Annotated in this window: 19 protein-coding genes; 6 read left to right on the forward strand and 13 right to left on the reverse strand. The window is 73.3% G+C overall.

What is annotated here, in order from left to right:
• Positions 1–204 precede the first annotated feature (204 nt).
• From EDD26_RS10940 to EDD26_RS10950, 3 genes are all read right to left on the reverse strand, one after another.
• Positions 205–615 carry an arsenate reductase ArsC gene (locus EDD26_RS10940; RefSeq protein WP_123697739.1) on the reverse strand — a complete coding sequence of 137 codons (411 nt, stop codon included), beginning with the start codon at positions 613–615 and terminating at the stop codon, positions 205–207.
• 68 nt (positions 616–683) lie between these two features.
• Positions 684–1,679 (reverse strand): metalloregulator ArsR/SmtB family transcription factor, encoded by a 996-nt coding sequence (locus EDD26_RS10945; protein WP_123698555.1) that lies wholly within the window; start codon positions 1,677–1,679, stop codon positions 684–686.
• A 79-nt stretch (positions 1,680–1,758) separates the two neighbouring features.
• Positions 1,759–3,045 carry an NAD(P)-binding domain-containing protein gene (locus EDD26_RS10950; protein ID WP_123697740.1) on the reverse strand — a complete coding sequence of 429 codons (1,287 nt, stop codon included), beginning with the start codon at positions 3,043–3,045 and terminating at the stop codon, positions 1,759–1,761.
• An 85-nt stretch (positions 3,046–3,130) separates the two neighbouring features.
• On the opposite strand from EDD26_RS10950, the gene EDD26_RS10955 reads away from it, so the two are divergent.
• Both EDD26_RS10955 and EDD26_RS10960 read left to right on the forward strand, forming a co-directional pair.
• Positions 3,131–3,478, forward strand: coding sequence for an ArsR/SmtB family transcription factor (locus tag EDD26_RS10955; RefSeq protein WP_123697741.1), 348 nt, complete (start codon positions 3,131–3,133; stop codon positions 3,476–3,478).
• 13 nt (positions 3,479–3,491) lie between these two features.
• Positions 3,492–4,688, forward strand: a complete 1,197-nt coding sequence (locus tag EDD26_RS10960) for an MFS transporter (protein ID WP_123697742.1) — start codon at positions 3,492–3,494, stop codon at positions 4,686–4,688.
• Between the two features lie 13 nt (positions 4,689–4,701).
• Here EDD26_RS10960 and EDD26_RS10965 read toward each other — a convergent pair whose 3' ends face one another.
• From EDD26_RS10965 to EDD26_RS10985, 5 genes are all read right to left on the reverse strand, one after another.
• Positions 4,702–5,580 (reverse strand): helix-turn-helix transcriptional regulator, encoded by an 879-nt coding sequence (locus tag EDD26_RS10965; RefSeq protein ID WP_123697743.1) that lies wholly within the window; start codon positions 5,578–5,580, stop codon positions 4,702–4,704.
• Between the two features lie 107 nt (positions 5,581–5,687).
• Positions 5,688–6,509, reverse strand: a complete 822-nt coding sequence (gene ppk2, locus EDD26_RS10970) for a polyphosphate kinase 2 (RefSeq protein WP_123697744.1) — start codon at positions 6,507–6,509, stop codon at positions 5,688–5,690.
• 80 nt (positions 6,510–6,589) lie between these two features.
• Positions 6,590–7,231, reverse strand: coding sequence for a haloacid dehalogenase-like hydrolase (locus EDD26_RS10975; protein ID WP_123697745.1), 642 nt, complete (start codon positions 7,229–7,231; stop codon positions 6,590–6,592).
• A gap of 47 nt (positions 7,232–7,278) precedes the next feature.
• On the reverse strand, positions 7,279–7,704 hold the full coding sequence (locus tag EDD26_RS10980) for a hypothetical protein (RefSeq protein WP_123697746.1): 426 nt from the start codon (positions 7,702–7,704) through the stop codon (positions 7,279–7,281).
• 7 nt (positions 7,705–7,711) lie between these two features.
• Positions 7,712–8,449, reverse strand: a complete 738-nt coding sequence (locus EDD26_RS10985; RefSeq protein ID WP_123697747.1) for an NYN domain-containing protein — start codon at positions 8,447–8,449, stop codon at positions 7,712–7,714.
• An 82-nt stretch (positions 8,450–8,531) separates the two neighbouring features.
• Between EDD26_RS10985 and EDD26_RS10990 the strand changes: the two genes are divergently transcribed.
• Positions 8,532–8,999, forward strand: a complete 468-nt coding sequence (locus EDD26_RS10990) for a MarR family winged helix-turn-helix transcriptional regulator (protein WP_123697748.1) — start codon at positions 8,532–8,534, stop codon at positions 8,997–8,999.
• 17 nt (positions 9,000–9,016) lie between these two features.
• On the opposite strand, the gene EDD26_RS14560 is transcribed toward EDD26_RS10990, so the two are convergent.
• Entirely contained in the window at positions 9,017–9,205 is a 189-nt protein-coding gene (locus tag EDD26_RS14560) for a hypothetical protein (protein ID WP_148058738.1), read from the reverse strand.
• Positions 9,206–9,290: 85 nt separating this feature from the next.
• On the reverse strand, positions 9,291–10,181 hold the full coding sequence (locus EDD26_RS10995; RefSeq protein ID WP_123697749.1) for a dihydrodipicolinate synthase family protein: 891 nt from the start codon (positions 10,179–10,181) through the stop codon (positions 9,291–9,293).
• A 137-nt stretch (positions 10,182–10,318) separates the two neighbouring features.
• Between EDD26_RS10995 and EDD26_RS11000 the strand changes: the two genes are divergently transcribed.
• Entirely contained in the window at positions 10,319–11,338 is a 1,020-nt protein-coding gene (locus tag EDD26_RS11000; protein ID WP_123697750.1) for an aldo/keto reductase, read from the forward strand.
• 32 nt (positions 11,339–11,370) lie between these two features.
• On the opposite strand, the gene EDD26_RS11005 is transcribed toward EDD26_RS11000, so the two are convergent.
• Positions 11,371–11,724 carry a hypothetical protein gene (locus tag EDD26_RS11005; RefSeq protein WP_123697751.1) on the reverse strand — a complete coding sequence of 118 codons (354 nt, stop codon included), beginning with the start codon at positions 11,722–11,724 and terminating at the stop codon, positions 11,371–11,373.
• Positions 11,725–11,829: 105 nt separating this feature from the next.
• Between EDD26_RS11005 and EDD26_RS11010 the strand changes: the two genes are divergently transcribed.
• Both EDD26_RS11010 and EDD26_RS11015 read left to right on the forward strand, forming a co-directional pair.
• Positions 11,830–12,084: a DUF1272 domain-containing protein gene (locus EDD26_RS11010; protein WP_123697752.1), complete on the forward strand. Its 255-nt coding sequence runs from the start codon at positions 11,830–11,832 to the stop codon at positions 12,082–12,084.
• Positions 12,081–13,514: a dihydrolipoyl dehydrogenase family protein gene (locus EDD26_RS11015; protein WP_123697753.1), complete on the forward strand. Its 1,434-nt coding sequence runs from the start codon at positions 12,081–12,083 to the stop codon at positions 13,512–13,514. The genes EDD26_RS11010 and EDD26_RS11015 overlap by 4 nt, the downstream gene beginning before the upstream one ends.
• Before the next feature lie 25 nt (positions 13,515–13,539).
• Here the strand turns inward: EDD26_RS11015 and EDD26_RS11020 are convergent, their stop codons facing one another.
• Positions 13,540–15,144: an FGGY-family carbohydrate kinase gene (locus EDD26_RS11020; protein WP_123697754.1), complete on the reverse strand. Its 1,605-nt coding sequence runs from the start codon at positions 15,142–15,144 to the stop codon at positions 13,540–13,542.
• Between the two features lie 50 nt (positions 15,145–15,194).
• Entirely contained in the window at positions 15,195–16,178 is a 984-nt protein-coding gene (locus tag EDD26_RS11025) for an aldose 1-epimerase family protein (protein ID WP_123697755.1), read from the reverse strand.
• Positions 16,179–16,326: the final 148 nt, after the last annotated feature.

The following is a 16,326-nucleotide window of genomic DNA, read 5'->3' on the forward strand; positions in this document are numbered from 1 at the left end:
CGACGCCGCGTCAGGGAGTCACGGCTACCTTTCTCGAGGCGGAGCAGCCCAGCTCGGTGCGGTTCCCGCCCTGGTTCGAACGGTATCGACCCCACGCTCGACCGCGTGACCATCAGCGCCTCGGCAGCGCAGGACGCGGCGCGCGCTCGGGGTAGGTGGTCCCGGGTAGGCGGCGGTGCGTGCCGACGTCGAGCTGACCCATGATCAGCCCGCGCTCGGCACGAGCTCGGCGAGCAGGCGCTCGACGCGACCGCGGATGTCGTCGCGCACGCGGCGGACCGTCTCGATGTCCTTGCCGGCCGGATCTTCGAGCTCCCAGTCCTCGTAGCGCTTGCCGGGGAAGATCGGGCAGGCGTCGCCGCAGCCCATGGTGATGACGGCGTCGGACTCGCGGACCGCGTCGACCGTCAGCACCTTCGGCGTGTTGCCGGCGATGTCGATGCCGACCTCGGCCATCGCCTCGATGGCGACCGGGTTGATCTGGTCCTTCGGTGCGCTCCCGGCGGACAGCACCTCGACCGCGCCGTTCGAGAGTGCCGTCGCGAAGCCGGCGGCCATCTGGGAGCGGCCGGCGTTGTGCACGCAGACGAAGAGGACGGTGGGGTGCTCAGACATGGTGACTCTCTCTCGGGGTCGGAGGTGGCCTGCGGACGAACGGGGTGGTGCGGCGGATGACCGGCTGCTCAGACGAGCTCGGCGACGAGGCGCTCGACGCGCTGCGCGATGTCGTCGCGGATCGCGGCGACGCCCTCGGGCGACGCGAGCGCGGGGTCGCCCACCGCCCAGTCCTCGTACCGGACACCGGGGATGATCGGGCAGACGTCGCCGCATCCCATGGTGACGACGACGTCGGCGGCGCGGACGGCATCGTCCGTGAGCGGCTTGGGGAAGGCCTCGGACTCGGCGGCGTCGTCGATCGACGCGAGCAGCGGGCGCACGGTCGGGTGGACCGCAGCGGCGGGGGAGGAGCCGGCGGAGCGTGCCACGACGCGTCCTTGCGAGAGCTGCTGGACGAGCGCGGCGGCGAGCTGCGAGCGACCCGCGTTCGCCACGCAGACGAAGAGCACCTGCGGCGCCCCCGCGGCGCGATCGCGCGTCAGGTCGGCGAGGCGCTGCCGGGCGAAGCGCTCCGTCAGCGGCACTAGGTGCGCGGTGATCCTCGCGGTGCGCGCGAGCCCGGCGTAGGACTCGCGCACGACGCCGGTGACCGCGTCGGGGCTCACCCCGGGGAACCGCGACCTCAGCGAGGACGCGAGATGCGTGAGGGCCTCGTCGACGTCATCGAGCCCGAGGTGCAGCGCTGCATCGCGAGGGGGCGTGAGCGCCGCCGGAGCGAAGCTCTCGAGCAGGGCGGTGATCGCGGGTCGGGCGGCAGCATCGATCGAGTACCAGACCCACGTGCCTCGGCGCTCGGAGACGAGCACACCCGCATCCTTGAGCACTCTCAGGTGGTGGGAGACGGTGGGCTGCGAGACGTCGGCGAGCTCGGCGAGGTCGCACACGCAGGACTCGCCTCGAGGGTCCGAGGCGATGGCCGAGAGCATGCGCAGCCGCAGCGGGTCGGCGAGCGACTTCAGCGCCGCGGCGACGGTTGAGGCGGCCTGCTCGCTGATGGCGTGGGACGCGGTCGGCGAGCACGGAGCGCTCGTCGCCGTGGTGCTGGTCCCCCGTCCTTGTATCGACACGCTTCTATATTGACGGACATCGATGCACGACGCAACCGGGAGCGTCCTGCAGCGACCAGCATGCTGATCTCGGTCACACCGTCGCGCGCTCCAGCTCGATCGGCACCGGCGCGGCGCAGCAGCTGCTCCCGCCGAAGTCGCCGCTGCCGCCGCAGACCCCCGTCTCGGGCAGCACGAGCTCGTTGCGCGCGGCCGCCTCGTGGTCGCCGGCGAGCTCGGCGACGACGCTCCGCACCTGCTCGTAGCCGGTGAGCGCGAGGAAGGTCGGCGCACGGCCGTAGCTCTTCGCCCCGATCACGTACAGGCCGCGCTCGGGCTGCGCGAGCTCGGCAGCGCCGGTCGCCGCGACCGTGCCGCAGGAGTGGACGTTCGGGTCGATCTCCGCGGCCAGGCCCGCGACCGAGTCGAGCGCGGGATCGATCGCGATCCGCACCTCCGACAGGATCGACAGGTCGGGACGAAACCCAGTGAGGGCGAACAGCCGAGCGATCGGTCCGTGCTCGCGGCCGTCCTCGGCGACGAGCACGACGCCGTCGCCGGACGTGCGGATCTCATCCACCCGGAAGCCCGTCACGAGCTCGACCGAGCCTCGCTCGATCGCGCGGCGAGCGCGCACCCCGAGCGACGCGCGCTGGGGGAGCGCATCCGCCTCGCCACCGCCCAGCGCGCCCTCGACCGACGGACGCCGCAGGAGCCACGTGACGCGGGTGCCGGGGTGGCGCTCCGCGAGCTCGGCGAGGCGCAGCACCGCGTGCACCGCGGAGTGGCCTGCGCCGACGACCGCGACGTGCGCGCCGGCCAGTGCGCGCACGTCGGCCGGGATGCGGTACCCGATGTGCACCGCGGCCGCCCGCTCGCCGAGCGCGGGGGTGCCGTCGGCGCCCGCCGGCCCGGGCTGGCTCCAGGTGCCGGATGCGTCGAGCACGGCCTGTGCGAGCAGGCGCTGCTCGCGACCGTCGTGGTCGACGACGCGCACGGCGAACGGCTGCTCGTCGCGGCCGCCATCGACGACCTTGTCGCGGCCCAGGCGCGTGACCGACGTCACCTCCAGGCCGAAGCGGATGCGGTCGCCGAGTGTGTCCGCGAGCGGCACCAGGTAGTCCCGCACCCACGCCTCGCCCTTCGGGTAGCCCGACGTCGGGATGGCGTGCCCCGCCGCCTGCAGCAGCCGCCGGCTCGCCGAGTCGACGAGCTCGTCCCATGCCGAGAAGAGCCGCACGTGGCCCCACTCCGAGACGGCAGCGCCCGCGCCGGCGCCCCGCTCGAGCACGATCGGCTTGAAGCCGCGCTCGAGCAGGTGCGCCGCTGCGGCGAGGCCCTGCGGGCCGGCGCCGATGACGATGACAGGAAGGTCGGTCATGGTGCTCCTCGTATCGAAGGATGTCGATGCGTCGATCGTGCAACAACGTATCGACGTTTGTCAATGCGTGTGGCAGACTGCCGCCATGACCGCAACCACGACGATCGTCGCCGACGCGTCGAAGACGTGCTGCACCCCGGCGGAGCCCACCGTGACCGTCGACGAGGCCGCGCGGATCGCGAGGACGTTCAAGGCCATGGCCGATCCCACACGCGTCCGACTGCTGTCGCTCATCGCCGCGGGCGAGCAGGGCGAGGCGTGCATCTGCGACCTCACCGATCCGGTCGGGCTCTCGCAGGGCACGGTGTCGCACCACATGCGGATCCTCGCGGAAGCCGGACTGGTCGAGCGCGAGCAGCGCGGCAAGTGGGCCTACTACTCCGTGGTCCGGCCAGCGCTCGACGCCGCGGCCTCCGCGCTCCGCGCCTTCTGACGGGAGCGGCTGCGTGAGCGCCGACGCTCCGGCCGACGGGGTCGCGCTCGCAGCCCGAGCCGGCCGCTGGCGGCTCGCCGCGCTCTCCGGTGGTCAGGTCATCAGCTGGGGCATCCTCTACTACGCCCTGATCGTCGCCGCGCCGGTCATCGCGGCCGACACGGGATGGGCGCTCACCACGGTGATGCTGGCCTTCTCGGCCGGGCTCGTGACGTCTGCGATCGCCGGGGTGCTCGTCGGGCGATGGCTCGACCGCAGCAGCCCGCGGCTCATCATGACCGGTGGCAGCGTCGTCGGGGCGGTCGGCCTCGTGATCGTCAGCTCCGCACACGACGTGCCCTGGTTCGTGCTGGGCTGGATCGTGGTCGGATCGGGGCAGTCGGCCGTGCTGTACCAGGCGGCGTTCACCGTCATCACGCGCAGGCACGCAGCCGACCGTCGTCGCGCGATGACCGTCGTCACGCTCGCGGGCGGCCTCGCGTCCACGGTCTTCGCTCCCGTGGTCGCGGGCTTGCTCAGCGTGCTCGACTGGCGCGCGGCCATGCTCGTGCTCGCGGCCGTCCTCGTCGTGACGACCACGCCGCTGCATTGGTGGAGCCTCGAGCGCGTCTGGCCGCCACGGCCTCCGAGCCCTGCGGATGAGCCGCGACACACCGTCTCGACGGTGCTGCGCACGCGGCGGTTCTGGGCGCTGGAGCTGTCGATGATCGCCGTCGCGGCGTCGCTGTACAGCGTGACCCTCGCGATCATCCCGCTCTCCACCGAGCGCGGCATGACGTACGAGCTCGCGGCGTGGGGGCTCGGGCTGCTGGGCGCCGGCCAGGTGCTCGGCCGGGTCCTGTACGTCGCGCTGCCGCACGCCGCGTCGCCGTGGGTGCCGCTCGCCCTGACCGCTGCAGCGAGCGCACTCACCCTCGGGCTGCTGGCCGTCGTGCCCGGCCCGCCATGGCTGCTGATCCTGATCGGCATCGGCGCGGGCGCCGTGCGCGGCGCGCAGACGCTCGTGCAGGGATCCGCGGTCGCGGACCGGTGGGGCACACGGGACTACGGGGCGATCAACGGCGCCTTCGCCGCGCCCATCACAGCGGTGACGGCGGTCGGGCCCGCGCTCGGACCCGTGCTCGCCGTCGCGACGGGCTCCTACGCCATGATGGGGCTCCTCGCCGCGGCCCTCGCGCTCGTCGGCCTCGCGCTGGCCCGCCTCACGTGACGGCGCGAGCGCCTCAGCGCTCGGAGACCGCCTCTGCAGCGGGCGTCGCCTCCTGCGTCGCCGCCCACGAGGCGAGCATCCGCAGCGCGTCCGCGGTCGGCGATCCCGCAGCCGCGGTGTAGACGTTGAGCACCAGCCCGGGCTCGCTCGGGAGCTCCATCGACTCGTAGTCGAGGTCGAGATCCCCGACGACCGGATGGTGGAGGCGCTTGCGTCCGCTGCGATGGAACATCACGTCGCGGGATGCCCAGCGCTGGCGGAAGAGCTCGCTCTGCATCGACAGCTCGCCCACGAGGGCGATGAGGTCAGGGTCGTGCGGGTTGCTGCCGACTTCCATGCGCAGCATCGCGGCGGCGTCGTTCGCGATCTGATCGTAGTCGCGCCAGAACACGCGAGCCGCGGGGTTGAGGTAGGCGAAGCGCGTCGTGTTCACGGGCCGTCGCGGGTCGTCGAAGACGGGGGCGTAGAGGGCCCGGCCCATCCGGTTGGTCGCCAGGATGTCGTGCCGGCCGTTGCGCACCCACGCCGGGCTGTCGATCGCGTCGAGCACCTGCTGGACGGCGGGGCGCACGGCGCTGGTCGCGCGGGCGCGACGGGGTCGTGTCGGCCCGCTCGCGCGGGCGAGGTCGAACAGGTGCTGCCGCTCTGCGTCGTCGAGCTTGAGCGTCGAGGCGAGCGCGTCGAGGACGCTCTCCGAGGCTCCCGCGAGGTTGCCCCGCTCGAGGCGGACGTAGTAGTCGACCGAGACGCCTGCGAGCATCGCGACCTCTTCGCGGCGCAGGCCGGGGACGCGTCGGTTGCCGCCGTACGCGGGCAGGCCGGCGTCCTGCGGCGTGATGCGCGCGCGGCGCGAGCTGAGGAACTCGCGTACCTCGTTCCTGACGTCTCCCATGCCGACCACGCTACGCGCGGCGCTCGCCGGCCGGGAGGCACGGTCACTACCCCTCACCGGTGCGGGCCAGGTAGGTCTCGGCGCAGACGAGCCTCCGGGCTCCGCGCTCAGAGCGTCGCGGCGTGATCGGGCACGAACCGGAGCTCCTCGAGCGGCGGGCGGGCCGTTCCGGCGGGGGCGGGCCGCTCGGGGAAGTCGACCTCGTCCGGGTCGAGCCGGTCGTACGGGACCTGGCTGAGGAGGTGCTTGATGGTGTTCAGCCGAGCAGCGCGCTTGTCGTCGCTGTTGATCGACCACCACGGCGCGTGCGCCCGATCGGTGACGTCGAACATGGCGTCCTTGGCCTGGGAGTAGTCCTCCCACTTGGTGATCGACAGCAGGTCGGTGTCCGAGAGCTTCCAGCGCCGCATCGGGTCGTTGAGCCGGGACCGGAATCGCTTCTCCTGCTCGGTGTCCGAGACGGAGTACCAGTACTTCACGAGGATGATGCCGTCGTCGACGAGCATCTGCTCCACGACGGGCGCCTGCGCGAGGAAGCGGTCGTACTCCTCCTCGGTGCAGTAGCCCATCACGCGCTCGACGCCGGCGCGGTTGTACCAGGAGCGGTCCATCAGCACGATCTCGCCCTTGGTGGGCAGCCGCTCGATGTACCGCTGGAAGTACCACTGGCCCTTCTCGCGCTCGGTGGGCTGCGGCAGCGCGACCACGCGGGCGTGGCGCGGGTTGAGGTACTGCATCACCCGCTTGATCGCACCGCCCTTGCCGGCGGCGTCACGGCCCTCGAAGAGGACGAGGATGCGGGCGTCGGCCGCGATGACCCACTGCTGCATGCTGACGAGCTCGACCTGCAGGCGCTTGAGCTCCTGCTCGTACTTCTGCTTGTCGACGCGTCGGGTCTTCTGCTTCTTGCCCTGCTTCTTGCTCGCCATGGCGTGTGCTCTCGATCGGGGAGCGGATCCGCCGGTTGGCGTTCGGCCGCTCGGTCATCATGGCAGGCACGCCCGGAAGGTCACCGCAGCAGCAGCTCGAACGGCACCGGGCTCGCGCGATACCGCGCTGCGGAGTGTCGCGACGGCGCGACGAGCACGACGGATGCGGCCGCCTCGGCCGTCGGGTAGTCGTCGAACGAGTCGGTCCAGAAGCGCCGCTGCTCGATCGGGATGCCGGCCTCGCGGATCGCCGTGAGCTTGCTGGCGCCGCGGATGTGGCGCTCGAAGACGGGGCCGGTCGGCGTCCAGCGGAGCGTGGAGGCCAGCAGCAGGTCGTGCTCGACGCCGGCAGCGGCGAGGAACGCCGCTGCCAGGCGGTGCTCGGAGCCGGTGGCGACGACGATGTGCGCGCCCTCGCGTTGCAGCCCCGCTGCCACCTCGAGCATCGAGCGACGGCTCGCGATCCTGCCGAGCCGCGCCCCGACGTCGCGCGCCAGCGCGTCGTACATCGGCTCAGGCATGCCGCGCAGGAGGGTGCGCGCCACCTCACGGGAGGCGGCCGCGTGCCGCGGCACGTCGTGACCGGCGCGCAGCCAGCGGGCGAGCGCGGGAGCGCTGCGCGCGCCCATGACGGGGGAGCGGCGAGCCGCCTCGACCAGCAGCGTGGCGAAGGTGTCGCGCGTCGAGAGCACGCCGTCGAGGTCGAGCACCGCATCCGTCATGGTCGTCAGCCTGCCAGTGCTTGCCCTGCAGTGCCCGGCGAGCGGCGTCAGGGCAGGGCGTGACCGGGCTGCAGCTCGCTGCGGCTCAGGCGCGTCGGCCGGAACTCCTGGATGCTCACGAGCGTCGGGTCGGGCGCGACCCCGGGGCCGCCGGCGTTCACCCACTCCACGATGTCGCTCGTCACCGCGGTGTCGTTCACCTCGCCGATCCAGACGGGCGTGGCACCGGCAGCGCTGCCAGCTTCGCTCGGCAGCACCACCACGACGTTCGAGTGCTCGCACGCGTCGAGGCACTTGCTCGGGACGACCTTCGCCGATCCAGCCGTGCCATCGCGGAAGGCCGTGAGCTGCGCGCTGTGGTCGACCTCCGGATGCTTGCGCCGGCTGCCGCAGTCACCGCCGCGGCAGACGACGACGGTCAGCTCCTCCGGGGGCGCGGACGGCTTCGGTCGCTTCGAGCGCTGCTTCGCCATGGCGCTCCTAGCTCCCGTTCCCGCGCTTGCGCATCTGCAGGCCGCCTTGCGGACGCGGACCCACCAGGAAGAGCTCGGTCGCGCGCACGAGGTCGGACAGCTTCGCGTATCCCCAGTTGCGGGAGTCGAAGTCGGGGTGCTGCTTGCGCATGAACTGGCCCACCGCTCCCAGGTCTGCCCACCCGTCCTCGCCGGACGCGGCGTCCACAGCGGCACGCAGACCCGAGACGAGCTTGGTGTCCGCGCGCAGCTTGGGCGTCGGCGTTCGGGTCGGCACCGGTGCGGTCGCGGCGCTCTCGGCCGCGGGGGCGTCGAGCACCTCCAGGTACGTGAACTGGTCGCAGGCGTTGCGGAAGGCCTCGGGCGTCTTCCGCTCGCCGAAGCCGTAGACCGTGATCCCCTCCTCGCGGATGCGGGAGGCGAGGCGGGTGAAGTCGCTGTCGGATGACACGATGCAGAAGCCCTGGAAGCGACGCGTGTACAGCAGGTCCATCGCATCGATGATGAGTGCGCTGTCCGTCGCGTTCTTGCCCGTGGTGTTCGCGAACTGCTGCATCGGCTGGATGACGTGCTCGCTGGCGGCGTGCTTCCACGAGCTCAGCTCCGGCCGCGTCCAGTCGCCGTAGACGCGCTTCACGGAGGCGGTGCCGAAGCGCGCGATCTCGGTGAGCACCGCGCCGATCTTCGCCGGCGAGACGTTGTCGGCGTCGACGAGGACGGCCAGCAGGTCGTGAGGCTTCGCCATGGGTCCAGCATGGCAGTGGCACGCTCGGCCTCCGCGCGGGCGCTTAGGCTGAGGGATCGGAACGATCGACCAAGGGAGCGGGATGGAGCAGGAGCAGGAGCAGCAGATCGCAGACGATCCGCTCGCGCTCGAGCGCCAGGTCTGCTTCGCCCTGGCGGCCGCGTCGCGCAGCATCGTCAACGCGTATCGGCCGGTGCTGCAGCCGCTCGGCCTCTCGCATCCCCAGTACCTGGTGATGCTCGCGCTGTGGGGCTCCTCGCCGCTCTCGCTCAGGACGCTGAGCGAGATGCTGCGGCTCGAGCCCGCCACCGCCTCGCCGCTCGTGAAGCGCCTCGAAGCTGCCGGGCTCGTGTCCCGCACGCGCCGGCCCGGCGACGAGCGGACGCTCGACATCGCCCTGACCGAGGAGGGCCGTCTGCTCCGCGAGAAGGCGTCGGCGGTGCCCGGCACGATGGTCGAGCGGCTGGGGCTCGAGCTCGACGAGCTGGAGCAGCTGCGCTCGCTGATGGGGCGGCTGATGGACGCCGCCGACCGTTCGCCGAAGGCCTAGTCGACGCTGTCCGGCCGTCAGAGGCCGGGCAGCACCACCAGCGCGACGAAGGCCGCGGTCGCGGCGAGCGACAGCACGATGCCGCCGGAGATCGCCAGCTTGATCGCCAGCACGTCGCCTCGCGTGAAGCTCTGCGGGTCGCGGCGGCGCTGACCGTCGAGCGTGACGGGGGTGGGCTGCTGCTGCGCGTCCATGGCTGGCTCCATCAGTCCGAGGCTCCGCCCGAGCCGCTCCCGGCGTCGAACCTTCGTGCACTAATCGTACCAGGCGCACCGTTCGCGCGGAGGGTGCTCAGGCCTCCAGCTCGAGCTCGGCGACGACCGCGTGGACGCGGCGGCGCTGCTCGTCGTCGAGGCCGAGGATCGGGCGGGGGAGGCAGCTGCGCGTCGCCATGCCGAGGTGCTCGGCGATCGCAGCGGTGACGCGCAGGCTGCCGTGCTCGGCGAACAGGTCCCACAGAGGCTGCAGTCGCGCGGATGCGGCTGCGGCAGCGTCGTGGTCGCCCGCGAGCGCCGCCCGCGTCAGCGCGACCATCGGCGGCGCGATCGTGCCGGCGATCACCGAGTACCAGGCGTCGCAGCCGGCCGCGAGCCCCCGGGCGGCGTGCGCGTCACCGGAGATGCCGATCGTGATGCGGTCCGGCAGGAGCTCGCGGAGCTCGCGCAGCCGCTCGTGCGCGGCCGCCGCGTCGGCGATGCCCGGGATCTTGATCGACGCGATGCCGGGGAGGTCGGCGAGCCGCGCGTAGAGCGCGTCGTCGAAGGCGAATCGCGTCGTGCCGGGGTTGTCGTAGACGATCACCGGCAGGTCGGTGTGCTCGACGACGTCGGTGAAGAGGCCGAGGACGTCGTCGGCGGTGAGGGGCTGGTAGCTCACCGGTGCCACGAGGAGGGCTTGCGCGCCGGCGTCCTGCGCGTCGGCCGCGTGCTCGAGCACGTGCTTGGTGCGGAGCGCACCGACCCCGGCGAACACCGGCACGCCGTCCGCGTGCTCGACGGCGGTCGCGATGGCCGCCTGGCGCTCCGCGCGGTCGAGGTAGGCGTAGGACCCGGTCGAGCCGAGCACGGTGATGCTGTCGACTCCGGCGGCGACGAGCCGTCGGACGATCGCGGCGAGCGCCTCGTGGTCGACCGCGTCGTCGCGCAGTGGGGTGAGGGGGAAGGCGCTGAGTCCGGTGAACACGGGTCTCCTCTGTGGTCGGGATGCTGCGGGCTCGCGCCGGGTGCACGACGCCGAGCCCGCGCTCCATCGTCGCGCAGCGGAGCGCTGCTACGGTCCAGGATCGTGCGGGTCGCCGCGACGAACCATCGGAGGACGCCATGACCGATCGCTACACCGCCGCCGGCGACCGCTACGAGGCCGCCGGCGCCGTCTACCGCAAGGCCGGCTCGAGCGGCCTCCGGCTGCCCGCGCTGTCGCTCGGCCTCTGGCAGAACTTCGGCGCGACCACGCCGTTCGAGACGCAGCGGGCGATCCTCACCCGCGCGCTCGACCTCGGGATCACGCACTTCGACCTCGCGAACAACTACGGTCCGCCCTACGGCGCTGCGGAGGACGGCTTCGGCCGGCACCTGGAGCGCGACCTCATGCCGCACCGCGACGAGCTCGTGATCTCGACGAAGGCGGGCTACGACATGTGGCCCGGCCCCTACGGCGACGGCGGCTCGCGCAAGTACCTGTTCGCATCGCTCGACCAGAGCCTGCGGCGAATGGGGCTCGACCACGTCGACGTGTTCTACCACCACCGACCCGACCCCCAGACGCCGCTCGAGGAGACCATGGGGGCGCTCGCGGACATCGTGCGCTCGGGTCGCGCCCGCTACGCCGCGATCTCCAACTACTCGCCGGAGCAGACGGAGGCGGCCGCCGCCACCATTGCCGGTCTGGGCAGCAGCCTGCTGCTGCACCAGCCGCGGTACTCGATGCTCGATCGGCGCGTCGAGCACGGCCTGCTCGACGCGGTCGGCCGCCTCGGCATGGGGATGGTCGTCTTCTCGCCGCTCGCGCAGGGGCTGCTCACCGACCGGTACCTCGACGGCGTGCCCTCGGGGTCGCGCGCGACCCACTCGCGCTCGCTCCGCTCCGGTGACATCACGGACGCGAAGGTCGCGATCGCGCGTGACCTCGACGCCATCGCGCGCCGGCGGGGCCAGACGCTCGCGCAGCTCGCCCTGCAGTGGGTGCTGCGCGACGAGCGCGTGACGTCGGCGATCGTGGGGGCCAGCAGCGTCGCGCAGCTCGAATCGAACATCGCCGCGCTCGATGCGACCCCGCTCGACGACGCCGTGCTCGACGAGATCGATGCGGTGCTCGCGCCGGCCGACGCCGGTCGTCCCTGACGGCGGCTCCGCTCGGGGAGCGGTCCGGCGCGTCAGCCCGTGGCGCCGCCGGAGCCGAGCAGCGGGTGCAGCGTCGCGGTGACGGCGACGATCGCGACGGCCGCCGCTGTCACGACGGCGCTCGCGCCGCCACCTCGAGCCGTGCGGAGCAGCACGATGACGGTGGCGAGGCAGGCGATCGCCGCCCACACGAGCAGCACCATCCCCACGATGAAGAACAGCTCGACGGGGCCGTCGACGGTGTTCACCCACGCGGCGAGCTGCAGCACGGCAGCGGCAGCGGCGGCGACCACGATCGAGATGATGGCGAGCGGCCACGCGTCGTGCCGCGTGCCGGCCCGGACGCGGCCACGGAGGCCGCCTGCGGCCGGAGTCAGTGCGCTCATGGTGCGAGCATGCAGGGAGGCGCGCGCGCGCGCAAGCGTCTGGGCCACTGTTCATCTGCCGGTCGCTTGGGCCAGGCAGACACGGCGTGGCCTACGCTTGCGGCCATGCTCGAGCTGCGCCCGAACTGCGAATGCTGCGACCGGGATCTCGCGCCCAGCGACGTGGCCTACATCTGCACCTTCGAGTGCACGTGGTGCCCGGCGTGCGTCGATGCCTTCCCGGGACGCGCGTGCCCCAACTGCGGCGGCACGCTCGAGCTGCGGCCGGTGCGACCGCCCGCGGCGCTGCTCCGGCATCCGGCGAGCACGACGAGGGTCGTGTCGGCGAGCTGCCGCGAGGCGGCGGAGTCGCGGGCATGACGGGAGAGGGAGCCACGGTGGACGAGGCGGCGGACGACTACGACATCGCGGTGATCGGCGCGGGACCCGCGGGCACCGCCGCGGCGCTCCGAGCGCGAGAGCTGGGCGCGACGGTGGTGGTGCTCGAGGCGGAGCACCTCGGCGGCACCTGCGTCAACAGCGGCTGCGTGCCGACGCGCGTGCTCGCGAAGGCGGCACGGCTCATCCGCGACGCCAGCACCGCGCACGAGCACGGCGTCGAGGTGTCGGGCGTCGGCATCGACTGGCCGACGCTCGTCGAGCGCGTGCACGGCCGCGTCGACGAGGTCCGCGCGATGAAGCGCGAGGCCCAGCGCTTCGCCGACGCCGGCGTCGACCTCATCGAGGAGGGACGCGCGCGCTTCGAGGATGCGCACACGCTCGTGCTCGACAGCGGCCGGCGGGTGCGCGCGGCATCGATCCTCGTCTGCGTCGGCGGGCACTCCCGGCGGCTGCCCATCCCCGGCGCCGAGCTCGCGACGATGCCCGAGGAGGTGCTGCACCTCGCTGCGCTGCCGTCCCGGGTCGCCGTGATCGGCGGCGGCAACACGGGTGCGCAGCTCGTGACCGTGCTGAACGCGTTCGGCGCGGAGGTGACGCTGCTCGACATCGCGCCGCGCATCCTCATGCCCTCGGATGCCGCGATCGCCGACGAGGTGAGCGCCGCGTTCCGCCGGGTGGGGGTGACCGTCTGCGCGGGCATCGCGTCGATCGACGAGCTGCGCCGGGTGGACGGCGACCGGATCGAGCTGCGCTGGACCGACGCGGGCGAGGCGCAGGCCGAGCGCTTCGACGCCGTCGTGATGGCGGCGGGCTGGCCCGCCGACGTCGACGACCTCGGGCTCGAGCGCGCGGGCATCCGGCCGGAGCGCTCCGCGATCCCGGTCGACGAGTACTTCCGGAGCGCCGTGCCGCACATCTACGCGGTGGGTGACGCGAACGGTCGCGACATGCTCGTGCAGGCCGCCCAGTTCGAGGGCGAGGCCGCGGCCGAGAACGCCGTCGTCGGCGCGAACCGGCGCACGTCGCACCTGCTGCTGCCCGCGGGCGGCTTCACCGACCCCGACTACGCGGGCGTCGGGCTCACCGAGGAGCAGGCGCGCGCACGCGACGAGCAGTGCGTGGTCGCGACGGTGCGGTACGACCAGCTCGACCGGGCGGTGATCGACGATCGCGGCACCGGCTTCCTCAAGCTCATCGCCGACCGGCGCCGGTCGCTCATCCTTGGCGCGCACGCGGTCGGCGAGAACGCGGTCGAGGTCATCCAGTCCGTGACGACGGCGATGGCGGCGGGCATCGATGTCGCGACGCTCGCGAACGTGCGCTTCGCCTACCCGACCTACACGGCGATCGTCGGCCTCGCCGCCCGCGCCGTGCTCGCCGAGCCGACGCGGGCGAGCGAGCTGCACTAGCGGCGCACCCGCGCGGCGGGGGAGCTCAGGCGAGCACGTCCGGCGCGAGCCGCGCGAGCGGCAGCGCCGCCTGCCACCGCTCGTGGTAGGCCGCGCACTCCTCGACGAGCCGGGCATCCGGCTGCTCGACGGTGCCCGGGTCGATGCCGCCGCGATCGAGCAGCCAGTCCTCGAGGGCGCGCTCGTCGCCGCGGATGCGGTCGAGCCGGTAGCGGGCGAGGAGCGCCATGCCCCACGCGCCGCCCTCGCCGGCGCTCGGCGTCACGCGGACCGGCGTGTCGAGCGTCGCTGCGAGCAGCGGCTGCGCGGCACCCGGGGTGCGGAAGACGCCGCCGTGGGCGACGAGCTCGTCGAGCCGCACGCCGGTGTCGGTCAGCTGCTGCATGCCGAGCCGCAGCGCGCCGAACGCGCCGAGCAGCTGCGCCTTCGCGAAGCCGGCGAGCGTGAGGTCGGCGCCCGCCCGCCGCGCGACCAGCGGCCGGCCCTGCGGCAGGTGGATGGCGTGCTCGCCGGAGATGAAGCCGTACGCGACGAGCTCGTCGACGCTCCCGCCCGCGCTGCCGCCGAGCATCGCCGCGAACACCTCGTCGGGCGCGAGCGTCACGCCGGCCGCTGCCGCGAACTGGCCGAAGAGCCCCGCCCACGCCCCGAGCTCGGCCGTGCCGTTGTCGCAGTGGACCATCGCGCTCGGCTTGCCGCCGGGCGTCGCGACGATGTCGGCATCGAGCGGCTCGCCGGTCGGCACGGCGTCGAGCACGATCATCGCGAAGATGCTCGTGCCGACGCTCACGTTGCCGGTGCCGGGCGCGAGCGCGCCTGTGGCGACCATGCCGGTGCCCGCGTCACCCTCCGGCGGGCACAGCGCGGCGCCAGCCTGCAGTGCGCCGGTGGCGTCGAGCAGCCGAGCGCCGGCATCCGAGAGGCTTCCGGCGTCGTCGCCCGCCGTGCGGACCTGGGGGAGCAGGTCTGCGATGCGCAGGCCCTCCGCGCCGTGGCGAGCGGCCAGCGCATCGAAGGCGGCGAGCAGCTCCGCGTCGTACTCGGTGCCGGAGGGCGCGAGCGGGAACATGCCGGAGGCGTCGTCCGGCCCGAGCACGGGCGCGCCGCCGAGCAGCCGGTGCACGTAGCCCGCGAGCGTGGTGATGGCGGCGAGCCGGCCGACGTGCTCCTCGTCGTCGAGCACCGCCTGCAGCAGGTGCGACGCCGACCAGCGCAGCGGCATCCGCACGCCGAGCTCGGCGGTGAGCAGCTCGGCCGCGCGCGCGGTCGTCGCGTTGCGCCACGTGCGGAAGGGCACGAGCAGGGAGCCGTCGGCGTCGAACGCGAGGTAGCCGTGCATCATGCCCGAGACGCCGATGGCGCCGATGCGCTGGGGGCGGGCGCCCCACTGGCGCTCGCAGTCGTCGGCGAGCGATGCGTACGCGCGCTGGAGCCCCTCGTGCACGGCGTCGAGGCTGTAGGTCCAGAACCCGTCGCGCAGCTCGTTCTCCCACGCCGCGTTGCCGGATGCGATCGGCGTGCCGTCGTCGTCGACCAGCACGGCCTTGATGCGGGTGGAGCCGAGCTCGATCCCGAGGCTGGTGGTGCCGTCGCGGAGCGCGTCCAGCGCGGTCGTCGGTTCGGTCTGCATGCTGCTCCTCGAGGGCGTGGGTGGGTCGTCGTGCGGGGTCCGGCGGTCGGTCACGCCGGCGCCAGGGTCCAGGATGCGGTGTGGTCGTCGCCGGGCGCGAGCACGGTGATCGGGCCGACGTGCTCGCGCCGCTCGTCCATCGCGCCGGGCGCGCACGTCATCGGCTCGACCGCGAGGCCGATCCGGTGGCCGAGCGCGCGGTCGCCGGACGGCAGGTCGGCGGTGTGCACCTGCACCCACGGGCACTGCTCGTCCCACGACATCCGCACGCCGGTCCCGGCCTGCGGGTCGGTGATGACCACGCTCGCGACGCCGCGCTCGTCGCGGCGGAGGTCGGTGTAGGCGTGGTCGATGCTCGTCGAGCCGATGGCGCGGGCGGTGCGGAAGTCGAGCTCGCCGTCGCCCTCTCCGACCCCCGCGATGCCGACCGGGGTCAGCGAGTCCGGCTCGACGAGCTGCACGCGCTCGGCGGGCACCTCGAGCGACCACGATTCGAGCGGGCCGGGGCCGGCCACCAGGTAGGGGTGCGGCGCGGTGCCGTAGGGGGCGGGCGCGTCGTCGAGGTTGACGGCGCGCACCCGCTGCGCCAGCCCGTCCGCGCCGAGCGCGAAGGTTGTCGTGATCTCGAGCCGCCAGGGGTAGCCGAGCGTCGGCTCGAGCAGCAGGCGCAGCGAGACGGCCTCGCCGTCGGCCTCGACGAGCTCCCACGAGCGCCAGGCGCCGAGGCCGTGCAGGGCGTGTCCCCGCTCCGGCTCGGAGAGGTCGAGGCGGCGGACGACGCCACCGAACGCGTACTCGCCGCCGATGACGCGGTTCGGCCACGGCACGAGGGTCGCGCCCCGGTAGGCGGGCCGGACGGCGTCGGCGGGGTAGGGCACCACGAGATCGCGGTCGTCGTCGCGGTACTCGCGCAGGGAGGCCCCGACGCTCGCGATCACCGCGGAGGCCGTGCCGTGCCGCAGCTCGTACTGGTCGCCGGATCGGGGCCGGGAGCGCTCGCGCGCTGCTGCTGCGGTCGGGCCTCGTCGCTCCATGGCACCAGTATGCGGGCACGGCGGGGATGTCGCCACTCCATGTGATCGCTCACGTACGACGCGCGAAGAGGCGCGACACGGCCCATATGACCGCCAAGCCCTCGCATCATCGTTATCGAACCGTTACCTCGGGAACTCCCCCGAACGC

The sequence above is a fragment of the Agrococcus jenensis genome, assembly GCF_003752465.1.
Lineage (GTDB): Bacteria > Actinomycetota > Actinomycetes > Actinomycetales > Microbacteriaceae > Agrococcus > Agrococcus jenensis.